The 25,566-nt window shown below is 65.0% G+C and carries 21 protein-coding genes and 2 tRNA genes; 17 read left to right on the plus strand and 6 right to left on the minus strand.

Annotated elements, in window-relative coordinates; genetic code table 11:
• Nucleotides 1-191 precede the first annotated feature (191 nt).
• Both CCX87_RS06405 and CCX87_RS20735 read left to right on the plus strand, forming a co-directional pair.
• Nucleotides 192-2,933, plus strand: coding sequence for a DUF349 domain-containing protein (locus CCX87_RS06405; RefSeq protein ID WP_087744772.1), 2,742 nt, complete (start codon nt 192-194; stop codon nt 2,931-2,933).
• Between the two features lie 15 nt (nt 2,934-2,948).
• Nucleotides 2,949-3,206 carry a hypothetical protein gene (locus CCX87_RS20735; RefSeq protein ID WP_143218328.1) on the plus strand — a complete coding sequence of 86 codons (258 nt, stop codon included), beginning with the start codon at nt 2,949-2,951 and terminating at the stop codon, nt 3,204-3,206.
• Nucleotides 3,207-3,211: 5 nt separating this feature from the next.
• Here the strand turns inward: CCX87_RS20735 and CCX87_RS06410 are convergent.
• Together CCX87_RS06410 and CCX87_RS06415 are read right to left on the minus strand one after the other, a co-directional pair.
• Nucleotides 3,212-3,296: transfer RNA gene (locus tag CCX87_RS06410), tRNA-Leu, on the minus strand.
• A gap of 190 nt (nt 3,297-3,486) precedes the next feature.
• Nucleotides 3,487-3,571: transfer RNA gene (locus CCX87_RS06415), tRNA-Leu, on the minus strand.
• Nucleotides 3,572-3,590: 19 nt separating this feature from the next.
• On the opposite strand from CCX87_RS06415, the gene rnr reads away from it, so the two are divergent.
• Complete coding sequence (rnr, locus tag CCX87_RS06420; protein WP_087744775.1) at nt 3,591-5,915, plus strand: ribonuclease R; 2,325 nt, start codon at nt 3,591-3,593, stop codon at nt 5,913-5,915.
• A 92-nt stretch (nt 5,916-6,007) separates the two neighbouring features.
• Here the strand turns inward: rnr and CCX87_RS06425 are convergent, their stop codons facing one another.
• A complete protein-coding gene (locus CCX87_RS06425; protein WP_087748212.1) occupies nt 6,008-7,531 on the minus strand; it encodes an NAD(P)H-hydrate dehydratase in 1,524 nt (507 codons plus the stop codon).
• An 80-nt stretch (nt 7,532-7,611) separates the two neighbouring features.
• Nucleotides 7,612-8,556: a LysR family transcriptional regulator gene (locus CCX87_RS06430; RefSeq protein ID WP_232476496.1), complete on the minus strand. Its 945-nt coding sequence runs from the start codon at nt 8,554-8,556 to the stop codon at nt 7,612-7,614.
• 110 nt (nt 8,557-8,666) lie between these two features.
• On the opposite strand from CCX87_RS06430, the gene CCX87_RS06435 reads away from it, so the two are divergent.
• Nucleotides 8,667-10,190: a CoA-acylating methylmalonate-semialdehyde dehydrogenase gene (locus CCX87_RS06435; protein ID WP_087744778.1), complete on the plus strand. Its 1,524-nt coding sequence runs from the start codon at nt 8,667-8,669 to the stop codon at nt 10,188-10,190.
• Between the two features lie 56 nt (nt 10,191-10,246).
• On the opposite strand, the gene CCX87_RS06440 is transcribed toward CCX87_RS06435, so the two are convergent.
• A complete protein-coding gene (locus CCX87_RS06440; RefSeq protein WP_087744781.1) occupies nt 10,247-11,485 on the minus strand; it encodes an FAD-dependent oxidoreductase in 1,239 nt (412 codons plus the stop codon).
• 52 nt (nt 11,486-11,537) lie between these two features.
• Entirely contained in the window at nt 11,538-12,881 is a 1,344-nt protein-coding gene (locus tag CCX87_RS06445; RefSeq protein WP_087744784.1) for an amidase, read from the minus strand.
• A gap of 187 nt (nt 12,882-13,068) precedes the next feature.
• Between CCX87_RS06445 and rpsB the strand changes: the two genes are divergently transcribed.
• The 13 genes from rpsB (at nt 13,069) to lpxA (ending at nt 25,565) form a co-directional block, all read left to right on the plus strand.
• A complete protein-coding gene (rpsB, locus tag CCX87_RS06450) occupies nt 13,069-13,821 on the plus strand; it encodes a 30S ribosomal protein S2 (RefSeq protein ID WP_087744785.1) in 753 nt (250 codons plus the stop codon).
• 106 nt (nt 13,822-13,927) lie between these two features.
• Nucleotides 13,928-14,851, plus strand: a complete 924-nt coding sequence (gene tsf, locus CCX87_RS06455) for a translation elongation factor Ts (RefSeq protein ID WP_087748214.1) — start codon at nt 13,928-13,930, stop codon at nt 14,849-14,851.
• 51 nt (nt 14,852-14,902) lie between these two features.
• The gene (pyrH, locus tag CCX87_RS06460; RefSeq protein WP_087744788.1) at nt 14,903-15,625 is read left to right on the plus strand and encodes a UMP kinase; all 723 of its coding nucleotides are present in this window, start codon (nt 14,903-14,905) and stop codon (nt 15,623-15,625) included.
• 43 nt (nt 15,626-15,668) lie between these two features.
• A complete protein-coding gene (gene frr / locus CCX87_RS06465; RefSeq protein WP_087744792.1) occupies nt 15,669-16,229 on the plus strand; it encodes a ribosome recycling factor in 561 nt (186 codons plus the stop codon).
• Nucleotides 16,230-16,259: 30 nt separating this feature from the next.
• Nucleotides 16,260-16,991: a polyprenyl diphosphate synthase gene (gene uppS, locus CCX87_RS06470; RefSeq protein WP_087744795.1), complete on the plus strand. Its 732-nt coding sequence runs from the start codon at nt 16,260-16,262 to the stop codon at nt 16,989-16,991.
• A 9-nt stretch (nt 16,992-17,000) separates the two neighbouring features.
• Complete coding sequence (locus tag CCX87_RS06475; protein WP_087744798.1) at nt 17,001-17,858, plus strand: phosphatidate cytidylyltransferase; 858 nt, start codon at nt 17,001-17,003, stop codon at nt 17,856-17,858.
• Complete coding sequence (ispC, locus tag CCX87_RS06480; RefSeq protein WP_087744801.1) at nt 17,855-19,045, plus strand: 1-deoxy-D-xylulose-5-phosphate reductoisomerase; 1,191 nt, start codon at nt 17,855-17,857, stop codon at nt 19,043-19,045. Before CCX87_RS06475 ends, ispC begins: the two co-directional genes overlap by 4 nt.
• 26 nt (nt 19,046-19,071) lie before the next feature.
• On the plus strand, nt 19,072-20,436 hold the full coding sequence (rseP, locus tag CCX87_RS06485; RefSeq protein ID WP_087744804.1) for an RIP metalloprotease RseP: 1,365 nt from the start codon (nt 19,072-19,074) through the stop codon (nt 20,434-20,436).
• A 45-nt stretch (nt 20,437-20,481) separates the two neighbouring features.
• The gene (gene bamA, locus CCX87_RS06490) at nt 20,482-22,779 is read left to right on the plus strand and encodes an outer membrane protein assembly factor BamA (RefSeq protein WP_087744807.1); all 2,298 of its coding nucleotides are present in this window, start codon (nt 20,482-20,484) and stop codon (nt 22,777-22,779) included.
• The gene (locus CCX87_RS06495; protein ID WP_087744810.1) at nt 22,779-23,297 is read left to right on the plus strand and encodes an OmpH family outer membrane protein; all 519 of its coding nucleotides are present in this window, start codon (nt 22,779-22,781) and stop codon (nt 23,295-23,297) included. Before bamA ends, CCX87_RS06495 begins: the two co-directional genes overlap by 1 nt.
• Nucleotides 23,298-23,321: 24 nt before the next feature.
• Entirely contained in the window at nt 23,322-24,302 is a 981-nt protein-coding gene (lpxD, locus tag CCX87_RS06500; RefSeq protein WP_087744813.1) for a UDP-3-O-(3-hydroxymyristoyl)glucosamine N-acyltransferase, read from the plus strand.
• Nucleotides 24,303-24,318: 16 nt separating this feature from the next.
• Nucleotides 24,319-24,759 carry a 3-hydroxyacyl-ACP dehydratase FabZ gene (gene fabZ / locus CCX87_RS06505; protein WP_087744817.1) on the plus strand — a complete coding sequence of 147 codons (441 nt, stop codon included), beginning with the start codon at nt 24,319-24,321 and terminating at the stop codon, nt 24,757-24,759.
• Nucleotides 24,760-24,776: 17 nt separating this feature from the next.
• Entirely contained in the window at nt 24,777-25,565 is a 789-nt protein-coding gene (gene lpxA / locus CCX87_RS06510; RefSeq protein ID WP_087748215.1) for an acyl-ACP--UDP-N-acetylglucosamine O-acyltransferase, read from the plus strand.
• Nucleotide 25,566: the final 1 nt, after the last annotated feature.

The raw sequence follows: 25,566 nt of genomic DNA on the forward strand, positions 1-25,566 counted from the left end.
ACCTGCCTGCGTCAGCCGACCTGACCGGCTTGCGCCAGATCATTTCCTGGAATGTGTGGCCAAGACCGTGGCGTGGTCTTTTGCTGGAACCCGGTGAAAATAGCACTTTTACCCGCAGGCGTGCATTGCCTGTCGCCGCCGCGGCCCGCTTGCCAAAGTAGCTTGTACGGCCCTCGTCATCCATTGGATCCATGTTTCCTTTTTTTTCTCGCAGCAAAATGTCCGACGCACCTGAAGTGAATCCGGCCCCGGCCAAAACCCAAGAGTCGCATCCGCTGGACGCGCTGACTGGTGGCGCCTTTTCGGCTGCCACGTCGAGTGAGCGGGCTTCCAGAATTCGTGACTGGCTCGCGTCCCAACCTGCGCCTGAGCAACTCCAGGAGGTATTCAAGGAGCTGAGCGGGCGTGACAAGGGCGCCGCACGCGCGGTGCGTGAACGGCTGGATGAAATCCGCCGTGCCAAGGGCCAGGAGGCCATTGCGGCCGAGTGGGCCGAGAAAGCCCAGGCATTGCTGGCGGCTCCCAAGCTCAACATTGCCGACGCTCTGGCGTGGCAGCGTGATGCGGCCAAAGCGGGCGCGCCCCTGTCGCGCGAACCCCTGTCTCTGCTCAAGGTGCAGGTGGCCGATCGGGTGAAGGTGATCGAAGACCTGCAGCACCGTGTTCAGGTGCAGCGGGAAGCCGCCGTGCTGCTGGCCCAGCGCATCGAGGTGCTTTCTACCAAGTCCTGGAAGGATGCCCATGCTGCGCTCGAATTGCTGCGTGCCGACGTCGCCCGCTGGCAGGAGCAGGCTCAGGAGCTGACGGGCGACGCCAGCTGGGCCAGTGTGGAGGCACGCTTTCCGCCGCTGCTGGAGGCATCGCGCACGCAGCTGCTGGTGGTGTGGGACGCCTTCCAGCCCGCCGTGGCGCAAGCCGCTGCGGCGGCCGACGACGCCGCAGCGCCTCTGCCTCCTGTGCCTGTGTGGGCCGATGAGTTGCGTGCCGCGCGGGGGTTGCCGACCGAGGCAGCGGCCGCCGCCGCAGCAGCCAAGCCCGCCCGCGCAGTCAAACCTAAAGTCGCTCCGGAGGTCGTTGAAAAAGCCGCGCAGATCGTGCGCGATGCCTTGGCGACCCTGGAAAAGGAAACCGCCGAAGGTCACGGCAAGGCCAGCGCAGGTGCTGCTGCTGCGCTGCGTGCGGTGCTGAAGGTGCATGGCAAGCACATCGATACTCCTTTGGAGCACCAGGTGCACGCCGCGCTGGTGGCTGCTGGCGAGCTCGAAGGCTGGCAGCGTTGGAGTGCAGACCAGGTGCGCGAAGACCTGGTCGCCAAGGCCGAGGGGCTGCTCCATCGTCCCGATGGCCAGGCCCTGGGTGGCCGCAAGATGCAGGAATCTCTGCGCCAGTTGCGCGAGCAGTGGAAGCAGTCAGACCAGGGCGGTGCGCCCAACCATGCGTTGTGGAAAAAGTTTGATGAGGCGTGCAATGCCGCGCACAAGGTGGTCGAAGCCTGGCTCGAAAAAATCCGTACCGAAGCTGCCGAGCACAAGGCCCAGCGTGTGGCACTGATCGAAGAGGTCAAGGCGTGGGCACAGGAGCATGCCGCCTCGGGCGACTGGAAGGCCATCAACCGTGCATTGCACCAGTTTGGCGACCGTTGGCGTGAGGGCGGCCATGTGGGCGAAAAGATCTTTGCCGAACTGCAGCCACTGTGGAAGCAGGTCATTGCCGCTGCCGCTGCGCCACTAGAGAGCGCACAGAAAGAGAGCCTGGCCCGTCGCCACGCCATGATTGACGAGGCCGTGGCGCTGGGCGCTGCACCCACGCTGCGCATTGACGCCGTGAAGGCCTTGCAGCAGCGCTGGCAGGCCGAGGCGCAGGCCGTGCCGCTCGATCGCAAGCATGAGCAAAAGCTGTGGGATGCCTTCCGCAAACCGATTGACGAAGCCTTCAACCGCAAGTCGGCAGACCGCGAGAAGGCCGTGACCGAACTGAGCGCACGCGACCGGGTGGTGCTGGAGGCCTCCAAGGCGCTGGAAGCCGCCAACGCCACGGGCGACGCGCAGCAGATTCGCACCGCCATGCAGGCGCTGGAAGCCGCGCTGCACGGGCAGGCCCAGACGGCGCAGGCCGTGGCATCGGCGCAGAAAGATGCACAAAATCAGCTTGAAGCGCCCGCCCCATCTGCGCAAGAAGCTATTGAAAATATAGCATCGGATGTGGCTGATGAAGGCGCTCAAGAAGCGCCTACCGCCGCACCTGCCGCGCCCAAGCCGCCAGTGCGTCCGGTGGTGGCGGTGCGTGGCGACGACCGCCCCGGCATGAAGAAAGATGCGCCTGCAGCGCCAGGTCGTGGCGGGCGTCCGGGCGATCGCCGCGATGGCCGGGGTGATCGCGATGCCGGTCGGGGCCCGCGTGCAGACAGCCATTTTGGCGACCGCAATGACCGTGGCGGCCGCTTCGGTGATCGCCCCACTTACGAAGACCGCGGGCCGCGCCTGGGTGACACGGCTTTCCGTGCCCAGCGCGACGCCATGGAGCACGCACAGCTGGCGCTCAAGAAGCTGGCTGCGCAGGCCCATGGTGAAGCGCTGACCCAGTTGTTGACCGCCTGGGAAAAGCGCGATGCGGCGCTGTTGCCCGGTACGCAGGAACTGGGCGGCCGGGTGACGGCCGCTGTGCGTGGTGCCTGGTCGCAGGCGCTTTCTGCCCCCGCCACAGGCGATGCTGCCGAGGCCTTGCTTCGCCTGGAAATGGCCGCCGAGGCGCCCACCCCGGCAGAGCACATCGGCGCGCGCCGGATGCTGCAATTGCAGTTGCTCACGCGCCGCAACGATCCGGCGCCCGCCCAGACCTGGGGGCAAGATACTGCGCGTGTCCTGGCCAGTGCCAGTGACGCCGCCAGCGCGCGCCGTCTGCAGAACGTGCTGAAAACCTTGCTGCGCAAGTGATTGGATGAGCGCCGCATGAGTCCACGTCCTTTTGAGATGAAGGACGTGGAGGTTGCGGTGGCGTCCAGGCGTGATTGCGGTTTGCTGCACTTCTGGGGCGATCCCCCGGTAAGGATATTGCGAGCAAGCTTGCGGCTCAGCCGGGGCTTATCCTGGCGGCGCTCGGCTCCCGAGGCGGATGGGGTGGATGTGCTCGTCGGAACCGACATGGCCGGGCTGGATGATTGCCGCTCCGGAAAGCAAAAAAGCCGTTGCGATTGCAACGGCTTTTAATATTTTGGTGCCCAGGAGAGGACTCGAACCTCCACGATGTTACTCGCTAGTACCTGAAACTAGTGCGTCTACCAATTCCGCCACCTGGGCATTTCAGGAAAGAATCAAATTATAGAGCATCTTTTTGAGGCTGCAGGCCTTGGTGCGAAGATTTTTGCATTTCGCGTTGCGCTCGGGAATGCGCCGGCCGTGGATGCATTTGGGCTGCGGAAAATAAAAAAGCCACTGCGAGTGCAGTGGCTTGAATAGTTGAAAAACCGTAACCGGTTCTCGTTAAACTTGGTGCCCAGGAGAGGACTCGAACCTCCACGATGTTACTCGCTAGTACCTGAAACTAGTGCGTCTACCAATTCCGCCACCTGGGCATTTCAGGAAAGTCTAAGATTGTATATCAAAAAAATTACCCCCGACGCACCCGCTGCGCATCTGTCGGACGAAATTGAAGGCAGCGTACAGGGGCACCGCGACGGCCATGGATTCGTCATTCGCGATGACGGCGAAGGCGACATCTACATCCCCCCCAATGAAATGCGCGCAGTCCTGCACAAGGACCGTGTGCGTGTGCGCATCGTGCGCCAGGATCGCCGCGGCCGCCCCGAGGGGCGCGTGGTGGAAATCATCGAACGCCCGCCGCAGCCCCTGATCGGCCGACTGCTGCAGGAAAGCGGCGTCTGGCTGGTGGCGCCTGAAGACAAGCGCTACGGGCAGGATGTGCTGATCCCCAAGGGCGCCACCGGCGCGGCCAAGCCAGGGCAGGTGGTGGTGGTCGAGCTGACCGAGCCCCCGGCGCTGTTTGGCCAGCCCGTGGGGCGCATCACCGAGGTGCTGGGCGAGGTGGACGACCCGGGCATGGAAATCGAAATTGCGGTGCGCAAATATGGCGTGCCGCATGAGTTTTCTGCCGAATGCCTGGCGCAGGCCAAGGAGCTGCCCGACAAGGTGCGCGCGCAGGACAAGCGCCAGCGCGTGGACCTGACCGATGTGCCCCTGGTCACCATCGACGGCGAAGACGCGCGCGACTTTGACGACGCCGTCTATTGCGAGCCCGCCAAGGTCGGCCGCTCCAAGGGCTGGCGCCTGCTGGTGGCCATTGCCGACGTGAGCCACTATGTGGAGACCGGCAGCGCCATCGACATCGACGCCTACGACCGCGCCACCAGTGTGTATTTCCCGCGCCGCGTGATCCCCATGCTGCCCGAGAAGCTGAGCAACGGCCTGTGCTCGCTCAACCCCGAGGTGGAGCGCCTGTGCATGGTCTGCGACATGCTGGTCACCGCCAAGGGCGAGGTGCAGGCCTACCAGTTCTACCCGGCCGTGATGTACAGCCACGCGCGCTTCACCTACACCGAGGTGGCGGCCATCCTGGCCAACACCCGTGGCCCCGAGGCCAGCAAACGCAAGGACCGGGTCAAGGACCTGATCAACCTGCACGACGTGTACCGTGCGCTGCTGGTGGCGCGCCGTGAGCGCGGCGCGGTGGACTTTGAAACCACCGAGACGCAAATCATCTGCGACGAGAACGGCCGCATTGAAAAGATCGTGCCGCGCACCCGCAACGATGCCCATAAGCTGATTGAGGAAGCCATGCTGGCGGCCAACGTGTGCAGCGCCGACTTCATCGCGCAGGGTGGCCAGCCAGGCCTGTTCCGTGTGCACGAAGGCCCTACGCCCGAGAAGCAGGAAATTCTGCGCGGTTACCTCAAGGCCATGGCGGTGGGCATGACGATTGGCGACAACCCCCATCCGTCGGAGTTCCAGGCGATTGCCGAGGCCACCAAAGACCGGCCCGACGCGCAGCAGATCCACACCATGCTGCTGCGCTCCATGCAGCAGGCCATCTACACGCCCGTCAACAGCGGTCACTTCGGCCTGGCATTCGATGCCTACACGCACTTCACCAGCCCGATCCGGCGCTACCCCGACCTGCTGGTGCACCGTGTCATCAAGGCCATTCTGGGCAAGAGCAAATACAAGCTGCCCGCGCTGCCCACCCCGGGCGAGGCCCATGCCAAGCTGGCCAAGCGCCTGGCGGCCCGCGTGGCGGCGCCGGGCACCAAGCCGCGCAAGGATGTGCCGCCCCCCAGCCGCGATACGCAGGCCTGGGAGGCCGCCGGCCTGCACTGCAGCGCCAACGAGCGCCGCGCCGACGAGGCCAGCCGCGATGTCGAGGCCTGGCTCAAGTGCAAATACATGCGCGAGCATCTGGGCGAGGAATACAGCGGCGTGGTCAGCGCGGCCACCAGCTTCGGCATTTTCGTGACGCTGGATGCGATGTACGTCGAAGGCCTGGTGCACATCACCGAGCTGGGCGGCGAATACTTCAAGTTCGACGAAGCGCGCCAGGAGCTGCGCGGTGAACGCACGGGTATCCGTTATTCGATTGGCACGCGGGTGCGCGTGCAGGTCAGCCGCGTGGACCTGGATGGACGCAAGATCGATTTCCGCCTGATCCGCGAGGGTGAGGAACTGCTGGGCCGCGCACTCAAGGACAAGGGCGTGGCGCCGCAATCGGATGGCGCGCGCAAGGCGGGTGGCCGTTCGGCGGGCCGCCAGCGCGCACCGGCACCTGAGTTGTCTGCCACCGAGCGCGCCTCGATGACGCGGGAGCAGGCCGCGCGCTCTCCGGCCAAGGCAAAGTCATCGGCCAAGAAGGCCGCCGCCAACGGCAACGCCGGCAAAAGCAAGGGCCGCAAGCCGCGCCGCAGTTGAGCCCAAGGCAGCCCACCGCGCGGCAGCGGTGTCCGGTTTGCTCTTTTTATGATAGCTGCTAGCGCTTTATGGATAAGCGCTAGCGGGCTTTTTTATGCATAACTTTCGGTGATGTGCCGCGCCAGGGCGCTGGCTGTCAGCGTGCGCCCCGCAGGCCAGTGGTCAGCGGCAAGGCCGTGGATGTACACGGCTTCTAATGCTGCGCGCCGGGCTTCGACGCCCGCTGCCAGGCGCGCACCCACCATGCCCGCCAGCACGTCGCCGGTGCCCGCCGTGGCGAGCCGTGCGTTGCCGGTGGGGTTGATGGTTGGGGGGTGCCCCGGTGCTGCGGTCACGGTGCCCGATCCCTTGAGCACAGCCACGCACTGGAACTGCTCTGTCAGTTGCTGCGCTGCATGGAGCCGGTGGGCCTGCACCTCGGCGGCGGACAGGCACAGCAGCCGAGCCGCTTCGAGCGGGTGCGGTGTCAGCACCGTGGGCAGCCCCCGCGCGGCGCGTGACGCGACACCGGCGCGCAGCGCGGCATCGGCGGCCACGGCGTTGAGCGCATCGGCGTCCAGCACCAGCCGGGCGGCTTTTTCCAGCACGGCGGGCAGCACCGCGCGCACGGCTTCGCCACCGCCACAGCCGCACACCACCGTGAGCTGTTCCAGCGCCAGCGCGTCAAAGCGGCGAAACATCAACTCGGGCTGCGTCCCATCCAGCGCCATCTGGCCATCGTCAAGCAAGGCCACCAGCACCCGGCCCGCGCCGGCGTGCAATGCGGCAGATGCCGCCAGCAGCGCAGCGCCCGTCATGCCCAGGCCGCGCGCCGCCAGGCCTTCGCCACCTACAACCGCCACGTCGCCATAGCTGCCCTTGTGGCTGGCGTGGTTGCGCGGTGCGGGCAGGGCGGGGCCGGCCAGCCATGCACTGGGGGGCTCTGGTTGCTGAGATACGCCCAGATCATCCAGCCAGACGCTGCCGGCCGCGTCGCGCCCAGCCGCCGTGAACAGGCCGGGCTTGAGCGTGAGCAGGCTGAGCGTGTGGCGTGGTTTGTGCGTATTGCGGGATGCGGGCGGTGCCGGCAATGCGAAACCTGCAGCGAACTGGCCCGTGTCCGCATCCAGGCCCGAGGGCAGATCGACGGCCAGCACGGGCGCCGGGTTGTGCTGCAAGGCCGCCAGCAGGGCCAGCATCCGGCTGTCGGGCGCCCGCGTGGTTGTGGAGGTGACGCCAATCCCCAACAGGGCATCGATGCACAGGTCGGCGGCGGTCATGCCGGGGGGCGCTGCGTCGGCCCAGGTCACGCCTGCGACCTGTGCGCGCTGCCATGATTGGCGGGCGTCAGCGGGCGCGTGCTCGGGGGTGCCGAGCCAGGTCACCACCACCCGCCGTCCATTGCGCTGCAGGTGCATGGCCGCCTCCAGCCCATCGCCGCCGTTGTTGCCGGGGCCGCAGGCAATCCACACGGTGCGGGCATGGGGAGCCAGCGCCCGTGCCAGCCGAGCCACCGCCAGGCCGGCGCGCTGCATGAGGGTGTGCGGCGCCAGGGCTGCCGCGGCCTGTTGCTCCAGGCGCCGGGTGGCTGCCGTGTTGAACAGGGGGTGCGGCTGCTGGGGTGTGATGAGGTGCATGGCAGTTTTTTCCATGGGGGCATCAATCAGAAAGCATTGTCTATTGTGGGCTGTCAACGGTGCGGCGAGCCATTGCTGCGTCAGGCCCTGAATCCGGGCGCAAAAGCCTCCCGCAGCCATTCCACGAAAACCGCCACCGCGCGCGGCACATGGGCCGAGTAGGGGCGGATTGCATGGATGGTCTCGCTGAAGGTGCCCACGGGCCGCCAATCCGGCAGCACTTCCACCAGTTTCCCGGCCTGCAGCGCCGCCTGCGCGCTGAAGTCGGGCACCAGCGCAATGCCCAGGCCCGCCAGTGCCGCATCGCGCAGGGCCTCGCTGTTGTTGGCGGCCAGCGGGCCGGTGACGGGCACGGTCATGCGTGGGGAGTTGCCCGGCACCACGGGCTCGAAGGTCCACGCCGGGGCTTCCTGGGTGCGGGGGTAGTGCAGGCAGTCGTGCAGGCGCAGGTCGTCGGGCGTTTGGGGCATGCCGGTGCGGCGCAGGTAGGCGCGGTTGGCTACCAGCACGGACCGCGTGGTGCACAGCAGCCAGGCCACATGGGTGTCGGGTGCCACGGCCGTGTGGCGGATGGCCAGGTCCAGGCCTTCGAGGGTGAGCGAGCGCAGCTTGTCCGACAGGTCCAGCTCCAGCCGCACCTCCGGGTAGGCGCGCAAGAACGCGGGCAGCCGGGGCACCAGTTGCTGGCGTGCCAGCGCCACGGGGGCGGTCACGCGCAGGCGGCCGTGGGGCACACCGGCGCGGTCGCGCACGCCGGCAAAGCTCTCGGCGATGCGCTCGAAGGCGCCGCGCGTGTCGTCCACCAGTTGCCGCCCCGCCTCGGTCAGGCCCACGCTGCGCGTGGTGCGCCGCACCAGCGGCACGCCTGCCGCGCGCTCCAGCTCGGCAATGTGCTGGCTCATGGCCGCCTTGCTCACGCCCAGGCGCGCCGCCGCGCCGGTGTAGCTGCCCTGTTCGCCCAGCACCACCAGCCAGTGCAGGTGGGACCAGAGGGCTTCTGGGTGGATGGGGTTCGTCGATTTCATGCCGCTATTGTTCACCATGATGAACAATCAATTCACGGCGGCGGTCTTGGCGGGACGCGGCGCGGCTTCTAGACTGCGGGGCACTTTCCACTGATTTTTAAGAGGTTTGCATGACCACCGCCACCCAGTCGACCCCCATTGGCCACTACATCCAGGGCCAGCGCGCCGCAGGCACCAGCACCCGCAGCCAGGAGGTGACCAATCCCGCCACGGGCGCAGTGACGGGCCGCGTGGCGTTGGCCAACCGCGCCGATGTGGATGCGGCCGTGGCGGCTGCGCAGGCGGCTTTCCCTACCTGGGCCGACACGCCACCCATCCGCCGCGCCCGCGTGCTGTTCAGGTTTCTGGAGCTGGTCAACCAGCACAAGGACGCGCTGGCCCACGCCATCACGGCCGAGCATGGCAAGGTGTTCACCGACGCGCAGGGCGAAGTGGCGCGCGGCATCGACATCATCGAATTTGCCTGCGGCATTCCGCAGTTGCTCAAGGGCGATTTCACCGACCAGGTCAGCACGGGCATCGACAACTGGACGCTGCGCCAGCCCCTCGGTGTGGTGGCGGGCATCACGCCGTTCAACTTCCCGGTCATGGTGCCCATGTGGATGTTTCCGGTGGCCATTGCTGCCGGCAACACCTTCGTGCTCAAGCCCAGCCCGACCGATCCCACGGCCTCGCTGCTGATGGCCGACCTGTTCCAGCAGGCAGGGCTGCCCGATGGCGTGTTCAACGTGGTGCAGGGTGACAAGGAGGCTGTGGACGCGCTCATCGAGCACCCTGACGTGAAGGCCATCAGCTTTGTGGGTTCGACCCCCATCGCCAACTATATTTACGAAACCGGTGCCCGCCACGGCAAGCGCGTGCAGGCCCTGGGCGGCGCCAAGAACCACATGGTCGTCATGCCCGACGCCGACATCGACCAGGCCGTGGACGCGCTGATTGGCGCAGGCTACGGCTCGGCCGGCGAGCGCTGCATGGCCATCAGCGTGGCCGTGCTGGTGGGCGATGCGGCCGACCAACTGGTGCCCAAGCTCATCGAGCGCACCCGGGCCCTCAAGGTGCTCAACGGCACCAACCTGGCGGCCGAGATGGGGCCCATCGTGACCCGCGCGGCCCACGAGCGCATCTCGGGCTACATCGATCTGGGCGTGAATGAGGGCGCGCAGCTGCTGGTGGATGGCCGTGGTTTTGACGGCAAGCAGGCCGGCGAAGGCTGCGAAGGCGGTTTCTGGCTGGGCGGCACGCTGTTTGACCATGTCACGCCCGCCATGCGCATCTACAAGGAAGAGATTTTCGGCCCCGTGCTGGCAGTGGTGCGCGCCAAGGATTTCGGTGAAGCGGTGAAACTGGTCAATGACCATCAGTTCGGCAACGGCGTGGCCTGCTTCACGCGCGACGGCAACGTGGCCCGCGAGTTCGGCCGCCGCATCCAGGCGGGCATGGTCGGCATCAACGTGCCGATTCCCGTGCCCATGGCCTGGCACGGCTTTGGCGGCTGGAAGCGCAGCCTGTTTGGCGACATGCACGCTTATGGTGAAGAAGGCGTGCGTTTTTACACCAAGCAAAAAAGCATCATGCAGCGCTGGCCGGAGAGCACGCCCAAGGGCGCCGAGTTTGTGATGCCGACGGCGAAGTGAGGCGAGTCGGCTTGTTCGAAAAACAAGGGGCTGCAAGCCCCTTTTTTTGCGGGGGTTCAGAAGCGCTGAATCCCCAGACCGTCCAGACTGACATCGGGGCTGCGCTGGCCGATCAGGTCGGCCACGGCGCGGGCGCAGCCGCTGGCCAGCGCCCACCCGCCCGCGCCATGCCCGGTGTTGAGCCACAGCCCGGGCACACCGCTGGCGCCCACCACGGGCGCACCATCGGGCAGCGTGGGGCGTGCGCCGCGCCACACCTGCAGCCCGGAGGACAGCAGGGCGCCGCCCGGAAACCATTCGTTCATGCGGAGGTAGAGCTGCTGCAGCGTGGGGGCGTGGTGCGCGGCACCTTGCCCGCCCAGCTCGGCACCGCCGGCGATGCGCACGCGCTGGCCCAGGCGGGTGATGGTGATCTGGTGCTGGCTGTCCACCACGCTGGCCACGGGCGCATGCAGCGCCTCGCGCAGCGGTGCGCTGATGCAATAGCCATGCACAGCCGCCAACGGCAGGCGCAAGCCCAGCGGGCGCAGCAGGGCGGCCGATGCCATGCCGGCGCACAGCACGACGGCGTCAAAGGGCCGCGTGCCGCTTTCGCCATGCACCTGCACGCCCATGGGCCGGGATGCCAGCCGGGTCACGCGGGTGCCAAAAGCAAACTCCACGCCGCCGGCTTGCATGCCCTGGCGCAGCAGTTGTGCGAACAGCCGGCAGTTGCCCGCCATGGCGTCGGGCAAGTGCAGCGCCCCCGCCAGCGGGGTTTCGGGGCACAGGCCGGGCTCGATCTGGCGTGCGGCGTCGGCATCGACCTCGCGCAGCGCAACGCCGGCGTCGCGCAACAACTGCAGGACGGGTTGCCACCGGGCCTGTTCTTGCGGGGTGCGCAGCAAAATGAGCCGGCCCTGGTTGCTTTCAAAGTCCAGCGCGTGCTCAGTTGCGATCTGCAGCAGGCGCTGCTGGCTGTAGCGGGCCAGGCCCTCCAGCGCCGCCAGCTGCGCGGCCTGCGCGCCGCGCCGTGCTGCGCGCCGCCAGCGCCACAGCCATGCCAGGTCGGCCCCCTTGACGCCTTGGGCCAGCCGCAGCGTGGCGCGCCGGCCCATGAGCTTCAGCGGCGTGCCCAGGCCGGGCGTGGCCCAGGGTGTGAGCAGGTGTGGCGCCAGCAGACCGGCGTTGGCAAAGCTGGCTTCTTCGGCGACGGCGTTGCGCTGTTCCAGCACGGTGACCTCGTGGCCGTCGCGGGCCAGCTCGTATGCGGTGGACACGCCGACAATGCCGGCGCCCACGATGGCGATCTTCATGAGTTAGAGTGTTTTTGGCTTCTAGCGCTTGATGGTAAAGCGTTGGTAGCTATTATTTTTGTAGTGTCTGCTCGATCTGCAGGCCCACGTTGAGCACCGCGTCGTCGTGCAGGGCAGCGTGCCAGACCATCAGCCCGACCGGGAGTTCCCCGGCCACATGGCAGGGCAGCGACAGGGCGCAGCCATCGAGCATGTTCACCACGCTGGTGTTGCGCAGCAGCAGGGCGTTGACGCGAAAGAACTCGGCGTCGCGTTCGGCGCCGGGCGCCACATCGGCGATGGGGGGCGCCACCAGGGGCACCGTGGGCGAGAGCAGGGCGTCGTAGGGGGCCAGGGCGGCCTCCATGCGGGCTATCCAGTGCTGGCGCGCGTGCAGCAGATCAATGTAGTCAGCGGCCACCATGGTGGCGCCGCGCTCGATCCGGCTGCGCACCCGCGGGTCGTATTGCGGGGCGCGCCTGGCCAGCAGGGGGCGGTGCCAGGCGTGGCTTTCTGCGGCCGACAGGCTGCCGCTGGCCTGCATCGGCCCCAGTTCTGCCGTCAGTGGTAGTGCAATCTCTTCAATGTGCGCGCCCGCGCGGCGCAAAGTGTCCAGCGTGCGGGCGAACGCCCGGGCCACGGTGGCATCAAGGCCGTCGAGAAAGGTGGTGGAGGGCACGGCCAGGCGCCAAAAGCGCAGCGGCGCGGGGCTGCGCGTGACGCGCCGTGCGGCCAGCACCTCGTGCACCACGATGGCGTCGCGCACGCTGCGCGTCAGGGCGCAGGCCGTGTCCAGCGTGGTGGAAAGCGGAATGGCGCCCGTCGTCGGGACGAGGCGGGCCGTGCTCTTGAAACCCACAATGCCATTGAGCGCGGCAGGGATGCGGATGGAGCCGCCCGTGTCCGAGCCCAGCCCCACAAAGGCGGCACCGGTGGCCACGGAAACGCCCGCACCCGACGACGAGCCGCCGGGAATTCGCGGCGCGCCCGGCAGCGCACCAAAGCGCCCATCCCAGGCTGCGGGCGTGCCGAAATGCGGGTTCACGCCCACCCCCGAAAAAGCAAACTCCACCATGTTCGTGCGGCCGATGACCGTGCCACCAGCCGACCGCAGGCGGGCGACGGCGGGGCAGTCCTGCAGTGCTGGCGCTGCGTCGGCCAGCGCCGTGGAGCCGGCGGCGGTGGGCTGGCCCGCGATGTCAAAGAGGTCTTTGACCGACACCGAAAGCCCCGCCAGCGGTAGCCGGCTGGGATCGTTTTGCGCCACCGTGGTGCGCGCCGCCTCGGGCATAAGGCGCACAAAGGCGTGATCGCAGGCGGCAGACTGCGCCACTGCCAGGCATTGCTCCAGTTCGGCAGGGGCGGTGCTGGTGCCGTCCTCCAGGCGCTGGCGGGTGGTGGTCAGGTCAAAAAGCATGGCTGTGCTAGAATCTTTGGGTTTTGCTGAGAGTAGCAGCGTGTGCGATGCCGCAAGGTGGCGTGGGCGCGGCGAAGGCGGCAAGACCAATCGCAAACCAGCCCTGTCAAGGTGTTGCGTCTTCGTGCAAAGCACGGCGGCGCAAGTATTGGGGCTGGATTTTAGACCCAACCTTTGGAGTATTTCTATGTCCGTTACCATGCGCGAAATGCTGGAAGCCGGTGTCCACTTCGGTCACCAAACCCGCTTCTGGAACCCCAAGATGGCCCCCTACATCTTCGGCCATCGCAACAAGATTCACATCATCAACCTGGAAAAGTCGCTGCCACTGTTCCAGGAAGCCCAGAAGTTCGCCAAGCAACTGGCTGCCAACCGCGGCACCATCCTGATGGTCGGCACGAAGCGCCAGGCCCGCGAAATCCTGTCCACCGAAGCGCTGCGCGCTGGCGTGCCTTTCGTCGACCAGCGCTGGCTGGGCGGCATGCTGACCAACTTCAAGACCGTCAAGACCTCGATCAAGCGCCTGAAGGACATGAAGGCCCAGCTCGAAACCGGCCTTGATAGCCTGAGCAAGAAAGAGCAGCTGACGTTCAGCCGCGAAATCGCCAAGCTCGAAAAGGACATCGGCGGCATCCAGGACATGGCTGCCCTGCCCGACGCCATCTTCATCATCGACGTGGGTTTCCACAAGATCGCCGTGGCCGAAGCCAAGAAGCTGGGCATTCCGCTGATCGGTGTGGTCGATACCAACCACTCGCCTGAAGGCATCGACTACGTGATCCCTGGCAACGACGACTCGGCCAAGGCCGTGACGCTGTACGCCCGTGGCATCGCCGATGCGATCATCGAAGGCCGTGCCAACGCCGTGAACGAAGTGGTCAAGGCGGTGGCTCCTGAAGGCAGCGACGAATTCGTGGAAGTGCAAGAGTCCGCTGCCTGAAGTCCCGGCTGCGCGATGTATCGCGGATAAAAGCGGGGCCCCTGGTGAGCCCCCTTTTTTTTAGCCCGAATCTGAACTGACTGAACTGAATATTGAAGGAACAATGATGGCTGCAATTACCGCAAGCATGGTCGCTGAACTGCGCGGCAAGACCGACGCTCCCATGATGGAATGCAAGAAGGCGCTGACCGAAGCTGATGGCGACATGGCCAAGGCCGAAGAGCTGCTGCGCGTCAAGCTTGGCACCAAGGCCGGCAAGGCTGCATCGCGCATCACCGCTGAAGGCGTGGTGGCGAGCTACATCGACGGCACCACGGGCGCCCTGGTGGAAGTCAACAGCGAAACCGACTTCGTGAGCAAGAACGACAGCTTCATGGCCCTGGCCAAGGCTGCCGCTGAGCTGGTTGCCAAGCACAACCCCGCCGACGTGGCTGCTCTGGGCGCGTTGCCTTACGAGCAAGATAGCTTTGGCCCCACGCTGGAAGACGTGCGCAAGGGTCTGATCGGCAAGATCGGCGAGAACATGTCGTTCCGCCGCTTCAAGTACTTTGGCGGCAGCAGCAAGCTGGCTTCCTACCTGCACGGCTCGCGCATCGGTGTGGTCGTCGAGTTCGAAGGCGACGAAGCCGCCGCCAAGGACGTGGCCATGCACATCGCTGCCATGAAGCCCGTGGCCCTGACCAGCGCTGAAGTGCCTGCCGAACTGATCGAAAAAGAGCGCTCGGTGGCGGCTGCCAAGGCGGCTGAAGACGCTGCCAAGGCCACGGCCGAAGGCAAGCCTGTGCAGTCCGATGAAATCGTTGCCAAGCGCATCGAAGGCGGCGTGCAGAAGTTCCTCAAGGAAGTCTCGCTGTTCAACCAGGCTTTCGTGAAGAACGACAAGCAGACCGTCGAGCAGATGCTCAAGGCCGCCGGCACCACAGTCAAGGGCTTCACCCTGTACGTGGTCGGCGAAGGCATTGAGAAAAAGGTGGACGACTTCGCTGCCGAAGTGGCTGCCCAGGTGGCTGCTGCCAAGGCTGCTGCCTGATCGTTTCCGCAATCCCCCCAAGTCCCGACACCATCACCGGAGAAATTTCCCATGACCCACGCTGCACCAGCCCACAAGCGCATTTTGCTCAAGCTGTCTGGTGAGGCGTTGATGGGGGATGACGCCTTCGGTATCAACCGTGCCACCATCGTCCGCATGGTCGAGGAGATCGCCGAGGTGACCCGCCTGGGCGTCCAGGTGGCGGTGGTGATCGGTGGGGGCAATATTTTTCGTGGCGTGGCGGGTGGTTCGGTCGGTATGGACCGCGCCACCGCCGACTACATGGGCATGCTGGCCACCGTGATGAACGCGCTGGCTTTGGCGGATGCCATGGACAAGCAGGGCCTGGTGGCCCGTGTGATGTCTGCCATTGCCATCGAGCAGGTCGTCGAGCCCTATGTGCGCCCCAAGGCGCTGCAGTATCTGGAAGAGGGCAAGGTCGTCGTTTTTGCGGCCGGAACGGGCAACCCGTTCTTCACCACCGACACCGCCGCAGCCCTGCGCGGGGCCGAGATTGGTGCCGAGGTGGTTCTCAAAGCCACCAAGGTGGACGGCGTTTATACTGCCGACCCCCATAAGGACCCCACGGCTACGCGCTACACCCAACTCAGTTTCGACGAGGCGATGTCACGCAACCTGGGCATCATGGACGCGACGGCCTTTGCCCTGTGCCGCGACCAGAAGTTGCCTGTGCGTGTGTTTTCCATCATCAAGCACGGAGCCCTGAAGCGGGTGGTCATGGGCGAAGACGAAGGCACGCTGGTGTATGCCTGACCACCAGGCCCCGCCTGCCGCCTGCCTGCCCTGAGGAGAAACAATGACGATTGCTGATATCAAGAAAAACGCCGAAACCAAGATGGACCAGTCCATCGCTGCGTTCAAGAACAACCTGCAGAAAATTCGCACCGGTCGTGCGAACCCGGCCCTGCTGGACACCGTGCAGGTCGAGTATTACGGCTCCTTCGTGCCGCTGAGCCAGGTGGCCAACGTGGCATTGATCGATTCGCGCACCATCAGCGTCCAGCCCTGGGAAAAGGGCATGGGCGCCAAGATCGAAAAAGCCATCCGCGAAAGCGACCTGGGCCTGAACCCCGCGTCGATGGGCGACCTGATCCGCGTGCCCATGCCGCCCATGAGCGAAGAGCGCCGCAAGGAGATGACCAAGCTGGCGCGCAACGAAGGCGAAAGCGCCAAGATTGCCGTGCGCAACCTGCGCCGCGACGCCAACGAATCCGTCAAGAAGCTGGTCAAGGACAAGCTGGCGTCCGAAGACGACCAAAAGCGCGCCGAAGCTGAAGTGCAAAAATTCACCGACAGGCACATCGCCGAGATCGATTCCCTGGTGGCGGGCAAAGAACAGGAAATCATGGCGGTCTGAGCCCCTCGTCCACGGGTCTGATCGTTCTGCATGTCTGTACCACCGGTGGTGCCACACCACATTGCCATCGTCATGGATGGCAACGGCCGCTGGGCCACGCGCCGCTTTCTGCCGCGTCTGGCGGGCCACAAGCAAGGGGTTGATTCGCTGCGCCGCTGCGCACGCGCCTGCGTGCAGCGCGGCGTGGCCGTGCTCACCGTCTTCGCGTTCTCGTCCGAAAACTGGAACCGTCCGGTCGATGAGGTCTCCGGCCTCATGGAACTGCTGGCCATGGCGTTGGCGCGCGAAGTGCCGCAGCTGAAAAAAGACGGTGTGCGCCTGTACTTTGTGGGCGAGCGGACGGGCCTGTCGCCCAAGGTGCGCGAGGGCCTGGCGCGGGCGGAGGCCGCCACGGCGGAAAACACGCGCCTGGTGCTCAACGTGTGCTTCAACTACGGCGGCCGTTGGGATATCGCCCAGGCCGCCGCGTCGCTGGCGGCGCGCGGTGAGTCCATCACCGAGGCCAGCCTGCATGGTGCCATGGGTATGGCTCATGTGCCTGATCCAGATTTGGTGATCCGCACCGGGGGGGAAATGCGGATCAGCAATTTCCTGCTGTGGCAGGCCGCATACTCTGAGTTGTTCTTCAGCGACCGGTTGTGGCCGGATTTCGACGAGTCGGCACTGGACGAGGCGATTGCCGCCTTCAGTTGCCGCGAGCGCCGCTTTGGCAAAACCTCCGAACAGATCGTGTCCGCGCATCCTGCCCCGGTGCGCGGCTGAAAAGGCCCCATGCTTCTCCAGCGTGTCATCACCGCCCTTGTCCTGCTGGCTATCCTGCTGCCCGCGCTTTTTTATCCATCCACGGTGCCGTTCACGCTGGTCGTGCTGGTGCTCATGGCCGCTGGTGCGTGGGAGTGGGGGCGGTTGAGCGGCTATGGCCAGGCCGGCTCGCTGGCCGTGGGCGCCGCCTGCGTTGCCTTGTGCGCTGCGTCCTGGGCGCTGGGCTGGGTTGACCGGCCCCTGACCGCGCTGTGGATTGTTGGTGGTGGCCTGTGGGTGCTGTGCGCGGCCTGGCTGCTGCGCGCCGGCGTGCCGGGCTGGGCGCGCATTCCTGCGGGCGTGCGTCTGGTGGCCGGTGTGCTGGTGCTGTGGCTGGCCTGGCTGGCCGTGGTGCAGGCGCGCCATCTGGGCGTCAATTTTCTGCTGTCGGTGCTGGTGCTGGTGTGGGTGGCCGATATCTTTGCCTATTTTGCTGGCCGTGCCTTTGGCTTGCGCTTCACCAAAACCAAGCTGGCGCCTTCCATCAGCCCGGGCAAGAGCTGGGAAGGGGTATGGGGCGCTCTGGCGGGCGTGATCGTGCTGGCATTTGCCTGGGTTGCCGCAGATGTCCACTGGCAGGCCACTGTGCCCAGTTTTTACAGCCGCCTGGCGCAGCAGGGTGGGTGGTTGCTGGTGATTTCGGTCTTGTTCATGGTGGCCATGAGCGTGGCCGGTGACCTGGTGGAATCGCTGATCAAGCGCAGCGCGGGCGTGAAAGACAGCAGTGGTCTGCTGCCAGGGCATGGCGGTGTGCTGGACCGGGTGGATGCCTTGTTGCCCACGCTCCCTCTGGCCCTGATGCTGACCCGCCTGACAACCCCTCTATGAAACAACGACTCACTGTTTTGGGCTCTACCGGCTCCATTGGTACCAGCACGCTCGACGTGGTGGCGCGTCACCCCGACCGGTTTGAAGTGTTTGCCTTGAGCGCCGCCACCCAGGTGGACCTGATGCTGGCGCAGTGCGCACAGTTCAGGCCCCGCTTTGCGGTGATGGCCAGCGCGCCCCATGGCCGTCTGTTGGCCGAGAAAATCAAGGCAAATGGGCTTGAAACGACCGTCCTTCAATCGCCTGATGCTCTTGAAATAATAGCATCCAATGACGATGTGGATACGGTCATGGCGGCCATTGTCGGCTCTGCAGGGCTGGCGCCCTGCCTGGCGGCGGCCTGGGCCGGAAAGCGCTTGCTGCTGGCCAACAAGGAGGCGCTGGTGGTGGGCGGCGACGTGTTTCTGGACGCGGTGCGCGAAGGCGCGGCCACGTTGCTGCCGATCGACAGCGAGCATTCGGCCATTTTCCAGTCGCTGCCCGAAGATCCCGCCACCTGGAGCCAGCGGGTCGAGAAAATCATTCTCACCGCGTCGGGCGGACCTTTTCGCACCCGAACACCCGATTCGCTGCGCGACGTCACGCCAGAGCAGGCCTGTGCCCATCCCAACTGGAGCATGGGGCGCAAGATTTCAGTGGACTCGGCCACGATGATGAACAAAGCGCTGGAAGTGATTGAGGCGCGCTACCTGTTTGGCGTGGCTCCGTCGCAATTGGATGTGGTGATCCATCCGCAAAGCATCATCCACTCCATGGTGCAGTACCGGGACACATCGGTGGTGGCACAGTTGGGCACCCCGGACATGCGGGTGCCCATCGCCTATGGTCTGGCGTGGCCCGAGCGGGTCGAGTCGGGGGCCTCGGCGCTCGATTTTCATGCACTCTCGGCCATGACCTTCGAAGCCATCGACGACCATGGCCATCGCGACCGCTTTCCCGGATTGCAGCTGGCGTGGGATGCCCTGGCGGCTCCGCAGGGCACGACGGCGGTGCTGAACGCGGCCAACGAGGTAGCGGTGGCGGCGTTTCTGGAGCGCCGCATCCGGTTTGACCAGATTCACCACCTCAATCTTGCAACTTTGGAGGCGGTTTCGCCCTCCAGTCCCGATTCGCTCAATGCCTTGCTGGCCCTGGATGCCCAGGCGCGCAGTGTGGCCGAGCAGGCCGCCGGCCGTCTGGCAGCCTGAATGCGGTTAATTCACGGAGCCTTTGCATGCTGCTGACCCTTGTTGCTTTCGTTGTTGCCCTGGGCGTGCTGATCGCTGTGCACGAATACGGGCATTACCGGGTGGCGGTGGCGTGTGGCGTCAAGGTGCTGCGGTTTTCGGTGGGTTTTGGCAAGCCGCTGCTGCGCTGGCAACCCAAGGGCTCATCCACCGAGTTTGTGCTCAGTGCCTTCCCGTTGGGCGGCTATGTGCGCATGCTCGATGAGCGCGAGGCGCCGGTGCCCGAGGCCGAGCGTCACCTTGCGTTCAATACCCAGCCCTTGCGTTCGCGCGCGGCCATCGTGGCAGCGGGCCCCATTGCCAACCTGCTGCTGGCCATGTTGCTGTATTCGGTGGTGAACTGGATCGGTGTCCAGGAACCCAAGGCGCTGCTGGCCAGCCCCGTGGCGGGCTCGGTGGCGCAGGTGGCCGGATTGCGCGGTGGTGAGCTGGTGCACAGTGCGGCCCTCGGTTCGGACGAACTGGAGCCGGTGCGTTCTTTTGAAGACTTGCGCTGGTTGTTGACCCGCGGCGCCCTTGAAGGCCAAAGGGTCCGGTTGGAGGTCGAACCCACACCCGGCGGCGCGCACCGTGAGGTGCCGCTCGACATGGCGCAGATCGACGCGCGCGAGGCCGATGCGCAGCTCTTTCGCAAGGTGGGGCTTCTGGGGCCCTGGACACGGCCCGTGCTGGGTGAAGTCATGGCCGATGGCGCTGCACAGCGGGCGGGGCTCCGCCAGGGCGATGTGGTGCTGAAAGTGGGTGCGGTGGATGTGGTGGATGGCCAGCAGCTGCGGGAGCTGATTCGCCAGTCTGTGCATGCTGATGCGGCGGTGGTGCAGCCCTGGCGCATTGAACGCGGCAGCCAGCAGCTCACGCTGGACGTGATGCCCGACGTCCAGAAAGAGCAAAACGCCAGTGTGGGCCGCATCGGCGCCTATGTGGGCGCGCCGCCCGAGTTTGTCACCGTGCAGCACGGCCCGGTGGAGGGTTTGTGGAACGGTGTGGTGCGGACCTGGGACGTGTCCGTTCTGACCTTGCGCATGATGGGCCGCATGGTGGTCGGCGAGGCTTCCCTGAAAAATCTGAGTGGACCCTTGACGATTGCCGATTACGCCGGCCGCTCGGCCAGCATGGGTATCACGCAGTACCTGGTGTTTCTGGCGCTCATCAGCGTGAGCCTGGGCGTGCTCAACCTGCTTCCATTGCCGGTCCTCGATGGCGGGCACCTGATGTATTATCTTTGGGAGGGTGTGACCGGCAGGAAAGTATCGGATGCATGGATGGAACACCTGCAGCGCGGTGGCGTGGCGGTTCTTCTTCTCATGATGTCCATTGCCCTGTTCAACGATATCACCCGGCTCTTTGGCTAACCTTTTTGCCGCATTTCCCTGCGTCATGCGGCTCCCGCTTCATTCATGAAAAAACACATCAATCGCCTGGGCGTGCGTACCGCATCGGCTGTTGCAGCCATGGTTTTGGTCGCCAATGCGGCATGGGCCCTGGAGCCGTTCAAGGTGCAGGATATTCGGGTGGAGGGTCTGCAGCGCGTAGAGCCCGGTACCATTTTTGCTTCCATGCCGCTGCGGGTGGGCGATGACTACAACGACGAAAAGGGCGCCGCCGCCATTCGGGCCCTGTTTGGCCTGGGGCTTTTCAAGGACGTGCGGCTGGAGGCCACTGGCAACGTGCTGGTGGTGGTGGTGGAAGAGCGCCCCACCATTGCCGACGTTGAGTTCGCGGGCACCAAGGAGTTCGACAAGGAAGCGCTCAAAAAGAGCATGCGCGACGTGGGGCTGACCGAAGGTCGCCCCTACGACAAGGCATTGGCCGATCGGGCAGAGCAGGAGCTCAAGCGCCAGTACATCAACAAGAGCTTGTACGGCGCCGAGGTGGTGACCACCGTGACGCCCATCGAGCGTAACCGTGTCAACCTCACCTTCACTGTGGTGGAAGGCGAGCCGGCACGCATCAAGGAAGTACGCATTGTGGGCAACAAGGCGTTCAGCGAGTCCACGCTCAAGGGGCTGTTCGATCAGGACACTGGCGGCTGGCTGAGCTGGTACACCAAATCGGACCGCTATGCCCGCGCCAAGCTCAATGCCGATCTGGAAACGCTGCGTTCCTACTATCTTCAGCGCGGCTACCTTGAGTTTCGCGTGGATTCCACCCAGGTGGCCATCTCGCCCGACAAGCAGGACATCTCCATTGTGGTCAATGTGACTGAAGGCGAGCGCTTCGTGGTGTCGGGGGTCAAGCTCGAAGGCAATTACCTCGATCGCGAAGACGAGTTCAAATCGCTGGTCACCATTCGTCCTGGCGAGCCCTACAACGCCGATCAGGTCACCGAAACCACCAAGGCTTTTTCCGAATATTTTGGGCGCTTCGGGTTTGCATTCGCGCGTGTCGAGGCGGTACCGGAGATTGATCGTGAAAACAACCGTGTGGCGCTGGTGCTGCAGGCCGAGCCGGCCCGCAGGGCCTATGTGCGGCGCATCAATGTGAGCGGCAACAACCGCACCCGTGATGAAGTCGTGCGCCGCGAATTCCGGCAGTTCGAGGCCTCGTGGTACGACGGCGAAAAGATCCGTCTGTCTCGCGATCGCGTGGACCGGCTGGGCTACTTCACCGAGGTGGGGATTGAAACCCAGGAAGTGCCTGGATCGCCCGACCAGGTTGACCTGGTGATCAATGTGGCCGAAAAGCCCACCGGTTCCCTGCAACTCGGTGCCGGTTTTTCCAGCGCTGAAAAGGTGTCACTGTCGTTTGCCATCAAACAGGAAAACGTTTTCGGCTCCGGCAACTACCTGGGGGTGGATGTCAATACCAGCAAATACCGGCGGACTTTGGTGTTGAGCACTACCGACCCGTATTTCACCCAGGACGGCATCTCGCGCACCCTGGACGCTTATTACCGAACCGACAAGCCCTATGACGAGCAGGGCGGCAATTATCAGTTGGTCACCACGGGAGCCTCGGTGCGCTTTGGGGTGCCCTTCAGCGAAACCGATACTGTTTTCTTTGGCGGTGGTATCGAGCAGACCAAGATCAAGGCGGGCACCAACATGCCGGCTGCGTACCTGGCCTACGCCGACACCTACGGTAGCTCTAGCAACTCCGTTCCATTGACCATCGGCTGGTCGCGCGATGACCGTGACAGTGCGCTGGCGCCGAATTCGGGTCGCTACCAGCGGCTCAATTCCGAATGGTCGGTGGCGGGCGATGCGCGCTACCTGCGGGCGAACTACCAATACCAGCAATACGTCCCGCTGAACAAGCGGTTCACGGTGGCCTTCAATGGCGAACTGGGCTATGGCAAGGGCTTGAACGGTCGGCCGTTCCCGGTGTTCAAGAACTTCTACTCCGGTGGCCTGGGTTCGGTGCGTGGTTTCGATCAGGGCACACTGGGGCCACGCGATGTCACGGGCGCCTCTTTGGGCGGACCCAAAAAAGTCACGCTCAATGCCGAACTGATCGCGCCCTTTCCAGGTGCAGGCAATGACCGCACGCTGCGCATTTTCACCTTCGTGGATGTGGGCAATGTTTATGGCGAGGATGACAAGCTTCGTTTCAGCGACATGCGTGCATCCGCGGGTGTGGGCCTGAGCTGGATTTCCCCCCTGGGTCCGCTGCGTCTTGCCTATGCCCAACCGGTGCGCAAGTTCGCCGGCGATAGAATCCAGAAACTTCAATTCCAGATTGGTACGTCCTTCTAATGAAATCACTTTCCCGCCATTTCACCCTGGCCCTGCTGCTGGGCTCACTGGCAGTGGCCGCCCCTGCACTGCAGGCACAAGAATTCAAGGCCGGTTTCGTCAACACCGACCGCATCTTCCGCGAAGCCACCACCGCCAAGGCGGCCCAGGCCAAGTTGGAGCAGGAGTTCTCCCGTCGCGAGAAGGAGCTCATCGACATGGGCAACACCCTGAAGACGGCGACCGAAAAATTCGAGCGTGAAGCCCCCACCATGGCCGAAAGTCAGCGCACAACGCGCCAGCGCCAGCTGGTGGACCAGGACCGCGAATTCCAGCGCAAGCGCCGCGAGTTCCAGGAAGACCTGAACGCCCGCAAGAACGAAGAACTCGCCCAGGTTCTGGACCGTGCCAACAAGGTGGTCAAGCAGGTTGCCGAAGCCGAAAAATACGACGTGATCCTGCAGGAAGCCGTCTATATCAACCCCAAGCACGACATCACTGACCGGGTGATCAAGGCGCTGAATGCCGCTGGCAAATAAGCCGCGGCGCAGGGCAGGTGGCGCGTGAGTTTGCTCCTTGGGGCCATCGTTGATGCGCTGGGTGGATCGCTGGAAGGGGGGCTGCGGGACACCGCAGTCCTGCGCATTGCGCCGCTCGAAACCGCCGGCCCAGGCGACATCAGTTTCCTGAGCCACCCGCGTTACCAGCAGCAACTGGCCGCCTCCCGGGCGGCCTGTGTCATTGTGGCGCCCGCCATGCGCGAGCCGGCGCTGGCGCGCGGCGCCTGCATTGTGGTGGACAACCCCTATGCCTATTTCGCCCGGGTGACGCAGCTTTGGCGACAGCACCATGGCGCGGCCGCGCAGCCCGGTGTGCACCCCAGCGCCGTGGTGGATGCGCAGGCCGTAGTGCATCCCAGTGCCTCGGTGGGCCCGCTGTGTGTGGTGGAGCGCGGCGCGCACATTGGCGCCGGCACGGTGCTCAAGTCGCGCGTGACGGTGGGTGAAGGCTGCCACATCGGCGCGCGCTGCATCGTGCATGCGGGTGTGGTGATTGGTGCTGACGGTTTCGGCTTTGCGCCGCAGGGCGGCGAATGGATCAAGATCGAGCAGCTGGGCGCCGTGCGCATTGGCGACGATGTGGAAATTGGTGCCAACACCTGCATTGACCGCGGCGCATTGCAGGACACCGTCATTGAAGACGGCGTGAAGCTCGACAACCTGATCCAGATCGGTCACAACGTGCGCATCGGCAAACACTCGGCCATGGCCGGGTGCGTGGGCGTGGCCGGCAGTGCCACTATCGGCGCGCACTGCACCGTGGGCGGTGGCGCGATTGTGCTGGGGCATCTGGCGCTGGCTGACAACGTGCACATCTCTGCGGGAACGGTCGCCACACGCTCGCTCACCAAGCCGGGCCAGTACACCGGCATGTTCCCCATCGACGACAATGCGCGCTGGGAAAAAAACGCCGCCACACTCAAACAACTGTACAGCTTGCGCGAGCGCATCAAGGCGCTCGAGCAGGCTCTCAAGGCTGCATGAACGGAAGAACAACTCGATGATGGATATCCACGCAATTCTCAAGCAACTGCCCCACCGCTACCCGTTTTTGCTGGTGGACAAGGTGATTGAGCTGGAGAGCAACACGCGCATCAAGGCAATCAAGAACGTCACGTTCAACGAGCCTTATTTCATGGGGCACTTTCCCGGACACCCCGTGATGCCAGGCGTGCTGATCCTGGAAGCGCTGGCCCAGGCGGCGGGCCTGCTGGCGTTCGATGCCATGGGCAAGGTGCCCGATGAAAACAACATCTACTATTTTGTCGGCATCGATGGCGCCCGCTTCAAGCGCCCGGTGGAGCCCGGTGACCAGTTGATCCTGGACATCATGATTGACCGGGTGCGTGGCGGCATCTGGAAGTTCAAGGCCGTGGCGCGTGTGGGCGAGGAAGTGGCCTGCGAGGCCGAACTCATGTGCACCATGCGCAACGTTGGCTGAGTGCGCCTTTGCAAGCCGTGAGCAACATCCATCCCACCGCCATCGTCGATCCGCGCGCTCAAATCGACGCAACGGCCAGCATCGGGCCTTACAGCGTGATCGGTGCCCATGTGGTCATCGGGGCGGGCACCACGGTGGGCGCGCACTGCGTGATCGACGGGCGCACCACGTTGGGCCGGGACAACCGCATCTTCCAGTTCAACTCGATTGGTGCGATCCCCCAGGACAAAAAGTATGCGGGCGAACCCACCGAGCTGGTGATTGGCGACCGCAACACCATCCGCGAGTTCTGCACGCTGAACCTCGGGGTGCCCCAGGCCGGCGGCATCACCACGGTGGGCGATGACAACTGGATCATGGCCTACACCCACATCGCCCACGATTGCCATGTGGGCAACCACACCACGCTGGCTAACAACACCACGCTGGCCGGCCATGTGCACCTGGGCGACTGGGTGACGGTGGGCGGGCTCACCGGCATCCACCAGTTCGTGAAGATCGGGGCGCATGCCATGGTGGGCTTTGCCAGCGCCGTGGCGCAAGACGTGCCTCCTTTCATGCTGGTGGACGGCAACCCGCTGGCTGTGCGCGGCTACAACGTGGTGGGCCTGCGTCGCCGCGGCTTTTCGCCCGAGCGCATTGCCGCCGTCAAGCAGATGCACAAGCTGCTCTATCGCCAGGGCCTCACGCTGGAAGCCGCGCGCGCGGCCATCGCTGACCTGGTGCAGTCGGTGCCCGAGGCCGGTGGCGACGTGGCGATGATGGAGCAGTTCCTGGCCGACGCCGCGCGCGGCATTGCGCGCTGAG

The organism is Acidovorax sp. T1, from assembly GCF_002176815.1.
Classification (GTDB): domain Bacteria; phylum Pseudomonadota; class Gammaproteobacteria; order Burkholderiales; family Burkholderiaceae_C; genus Acidovorax.

Excerpts from the sequence above, each read along its gene's own strand:
- CCX87_RS06405 (WP_087744772.1), top strand. The coding sequence starts at position 192 with ATGTTTCCTTTTTTTTCTCGCAGCAAAATGTCCGACGCACCTGAAGTG.
- CCX87_RS20735 (WP_143218328.1), top strand. The coding sequence starts at position 2,949 with ATGAGTCCACGTCCTTTTGAGATGAAGGACGTGGAGGTTGCGGTGGCG.
- CCX87_RS06425 (WP_087748212.1), bottom strand. The coding sequence starts at position 7,531 with ATGCACCTCATCACACCCCAGCAGCCGCACCCCCTGTTCAACACGGCA.
- CCX87_RS06430 (WP_232476496.1), bottom strand. The coding sequence starts at position 8,556 with ATGAAATCGACGAACCCCATCCACCCAGAAGCCCTCTGGTCCCACCTG.
- CCX87_RS06435 (WP_087744778.1), top strand. The coding sequence starts at position 8,667 with ATGACCACCGCCACCCAGTCGACCCCCATTGGCCACTACATCCAGGGC.
- CCX87_RS06440 (WP_087744781.1), bottom strand. The coding sequence starts at position 11,485 with ATGAAGATCGCCATCGTGGGCGCCGGCATTGTCGGCGTGTCCACCGCA.
- CCX87_RS06445 (WP_087744784.1), bottom strand. The coding sequence starts at position 12,881 with ATGCTTTTTGACCTGACCACCACCCGCCAGCGCCTGGAGGACGGCACC.
- rpsB (WP_087744785.1), top strand. The coding sequence starts at position 13,069 with ATGTCCGTTACCATGCGCGAAATGCTGGAAGCCGGTGTCCACTTCGGT.
- tsf (WP_087748214.1), top strand. The coding sequence starts at position 13,928 with ATGGCTGCAATTACCGCAAGCATGGTCGCTGAACTGCGCGGCAAGACC.
- pyrH (WP_087744788.1), top strand. The coding sequence starts at position 14,903 with ATGACCCACGCTGCACCAGCCCACAAGCGCATTTTGCTCAAGCTGTCT.
- frr (WP_087744792.1), top strand. The coding sequence starts at position 15,669 with ATGACGATTGCTGATATCAAGAAAAACGCCGAAACCAAGATGGACCAG.
- uppS (WP_087744795.1), top strand. The coding sequence starts at position 16,260 with ATGTCTGTACCACCGGTGGTGCCACACCACATTGCCATCGTCATGGAT.
- CCX87_RS06475 (WP_087744798.1), top strand. The coding sequence starts at position 17,001 with ATGCTTCTCCAGCGTGTCATCACCGCCCTTGTCCTGCTGGCTATCCTG.
- ispC (WP_087744801.1), top strand. The coding sequence starts at position 17,855 with ATGAAACAACGACTCACTGTTTTGGGCTCTACCGGCTCCATTGGTACC.
- rseP (WP_087744804.1), top strand. The coding sequence starts at position 19,072 with ATGCTGCTGACCCTTGTTGCTTTCGTTGTTGCCCTGGGCGTGCTGATC.
- bamA (WP_087744807.1), top strand. The coding sequence starts at position 20,482 with ATGAAAAAACACATCAATCGCCTGGGCGTGCGTACCGCATCGGCTGTT.
- CCX87_RS06495 (WP_087744810.1), top strand. The coding sequence starts at position 22,779 with ATGAAATCACTTTCCCGCCATTTCACCCTGGCCCTGCTGCTGGGCTCA.
- fabZ (WP_087744817.1), top strand. The coding sequence starts at position 24,319 with ATGATGGATATCCACGCAATTCTCAAGCAACTGCCCCACCGCTACCCG.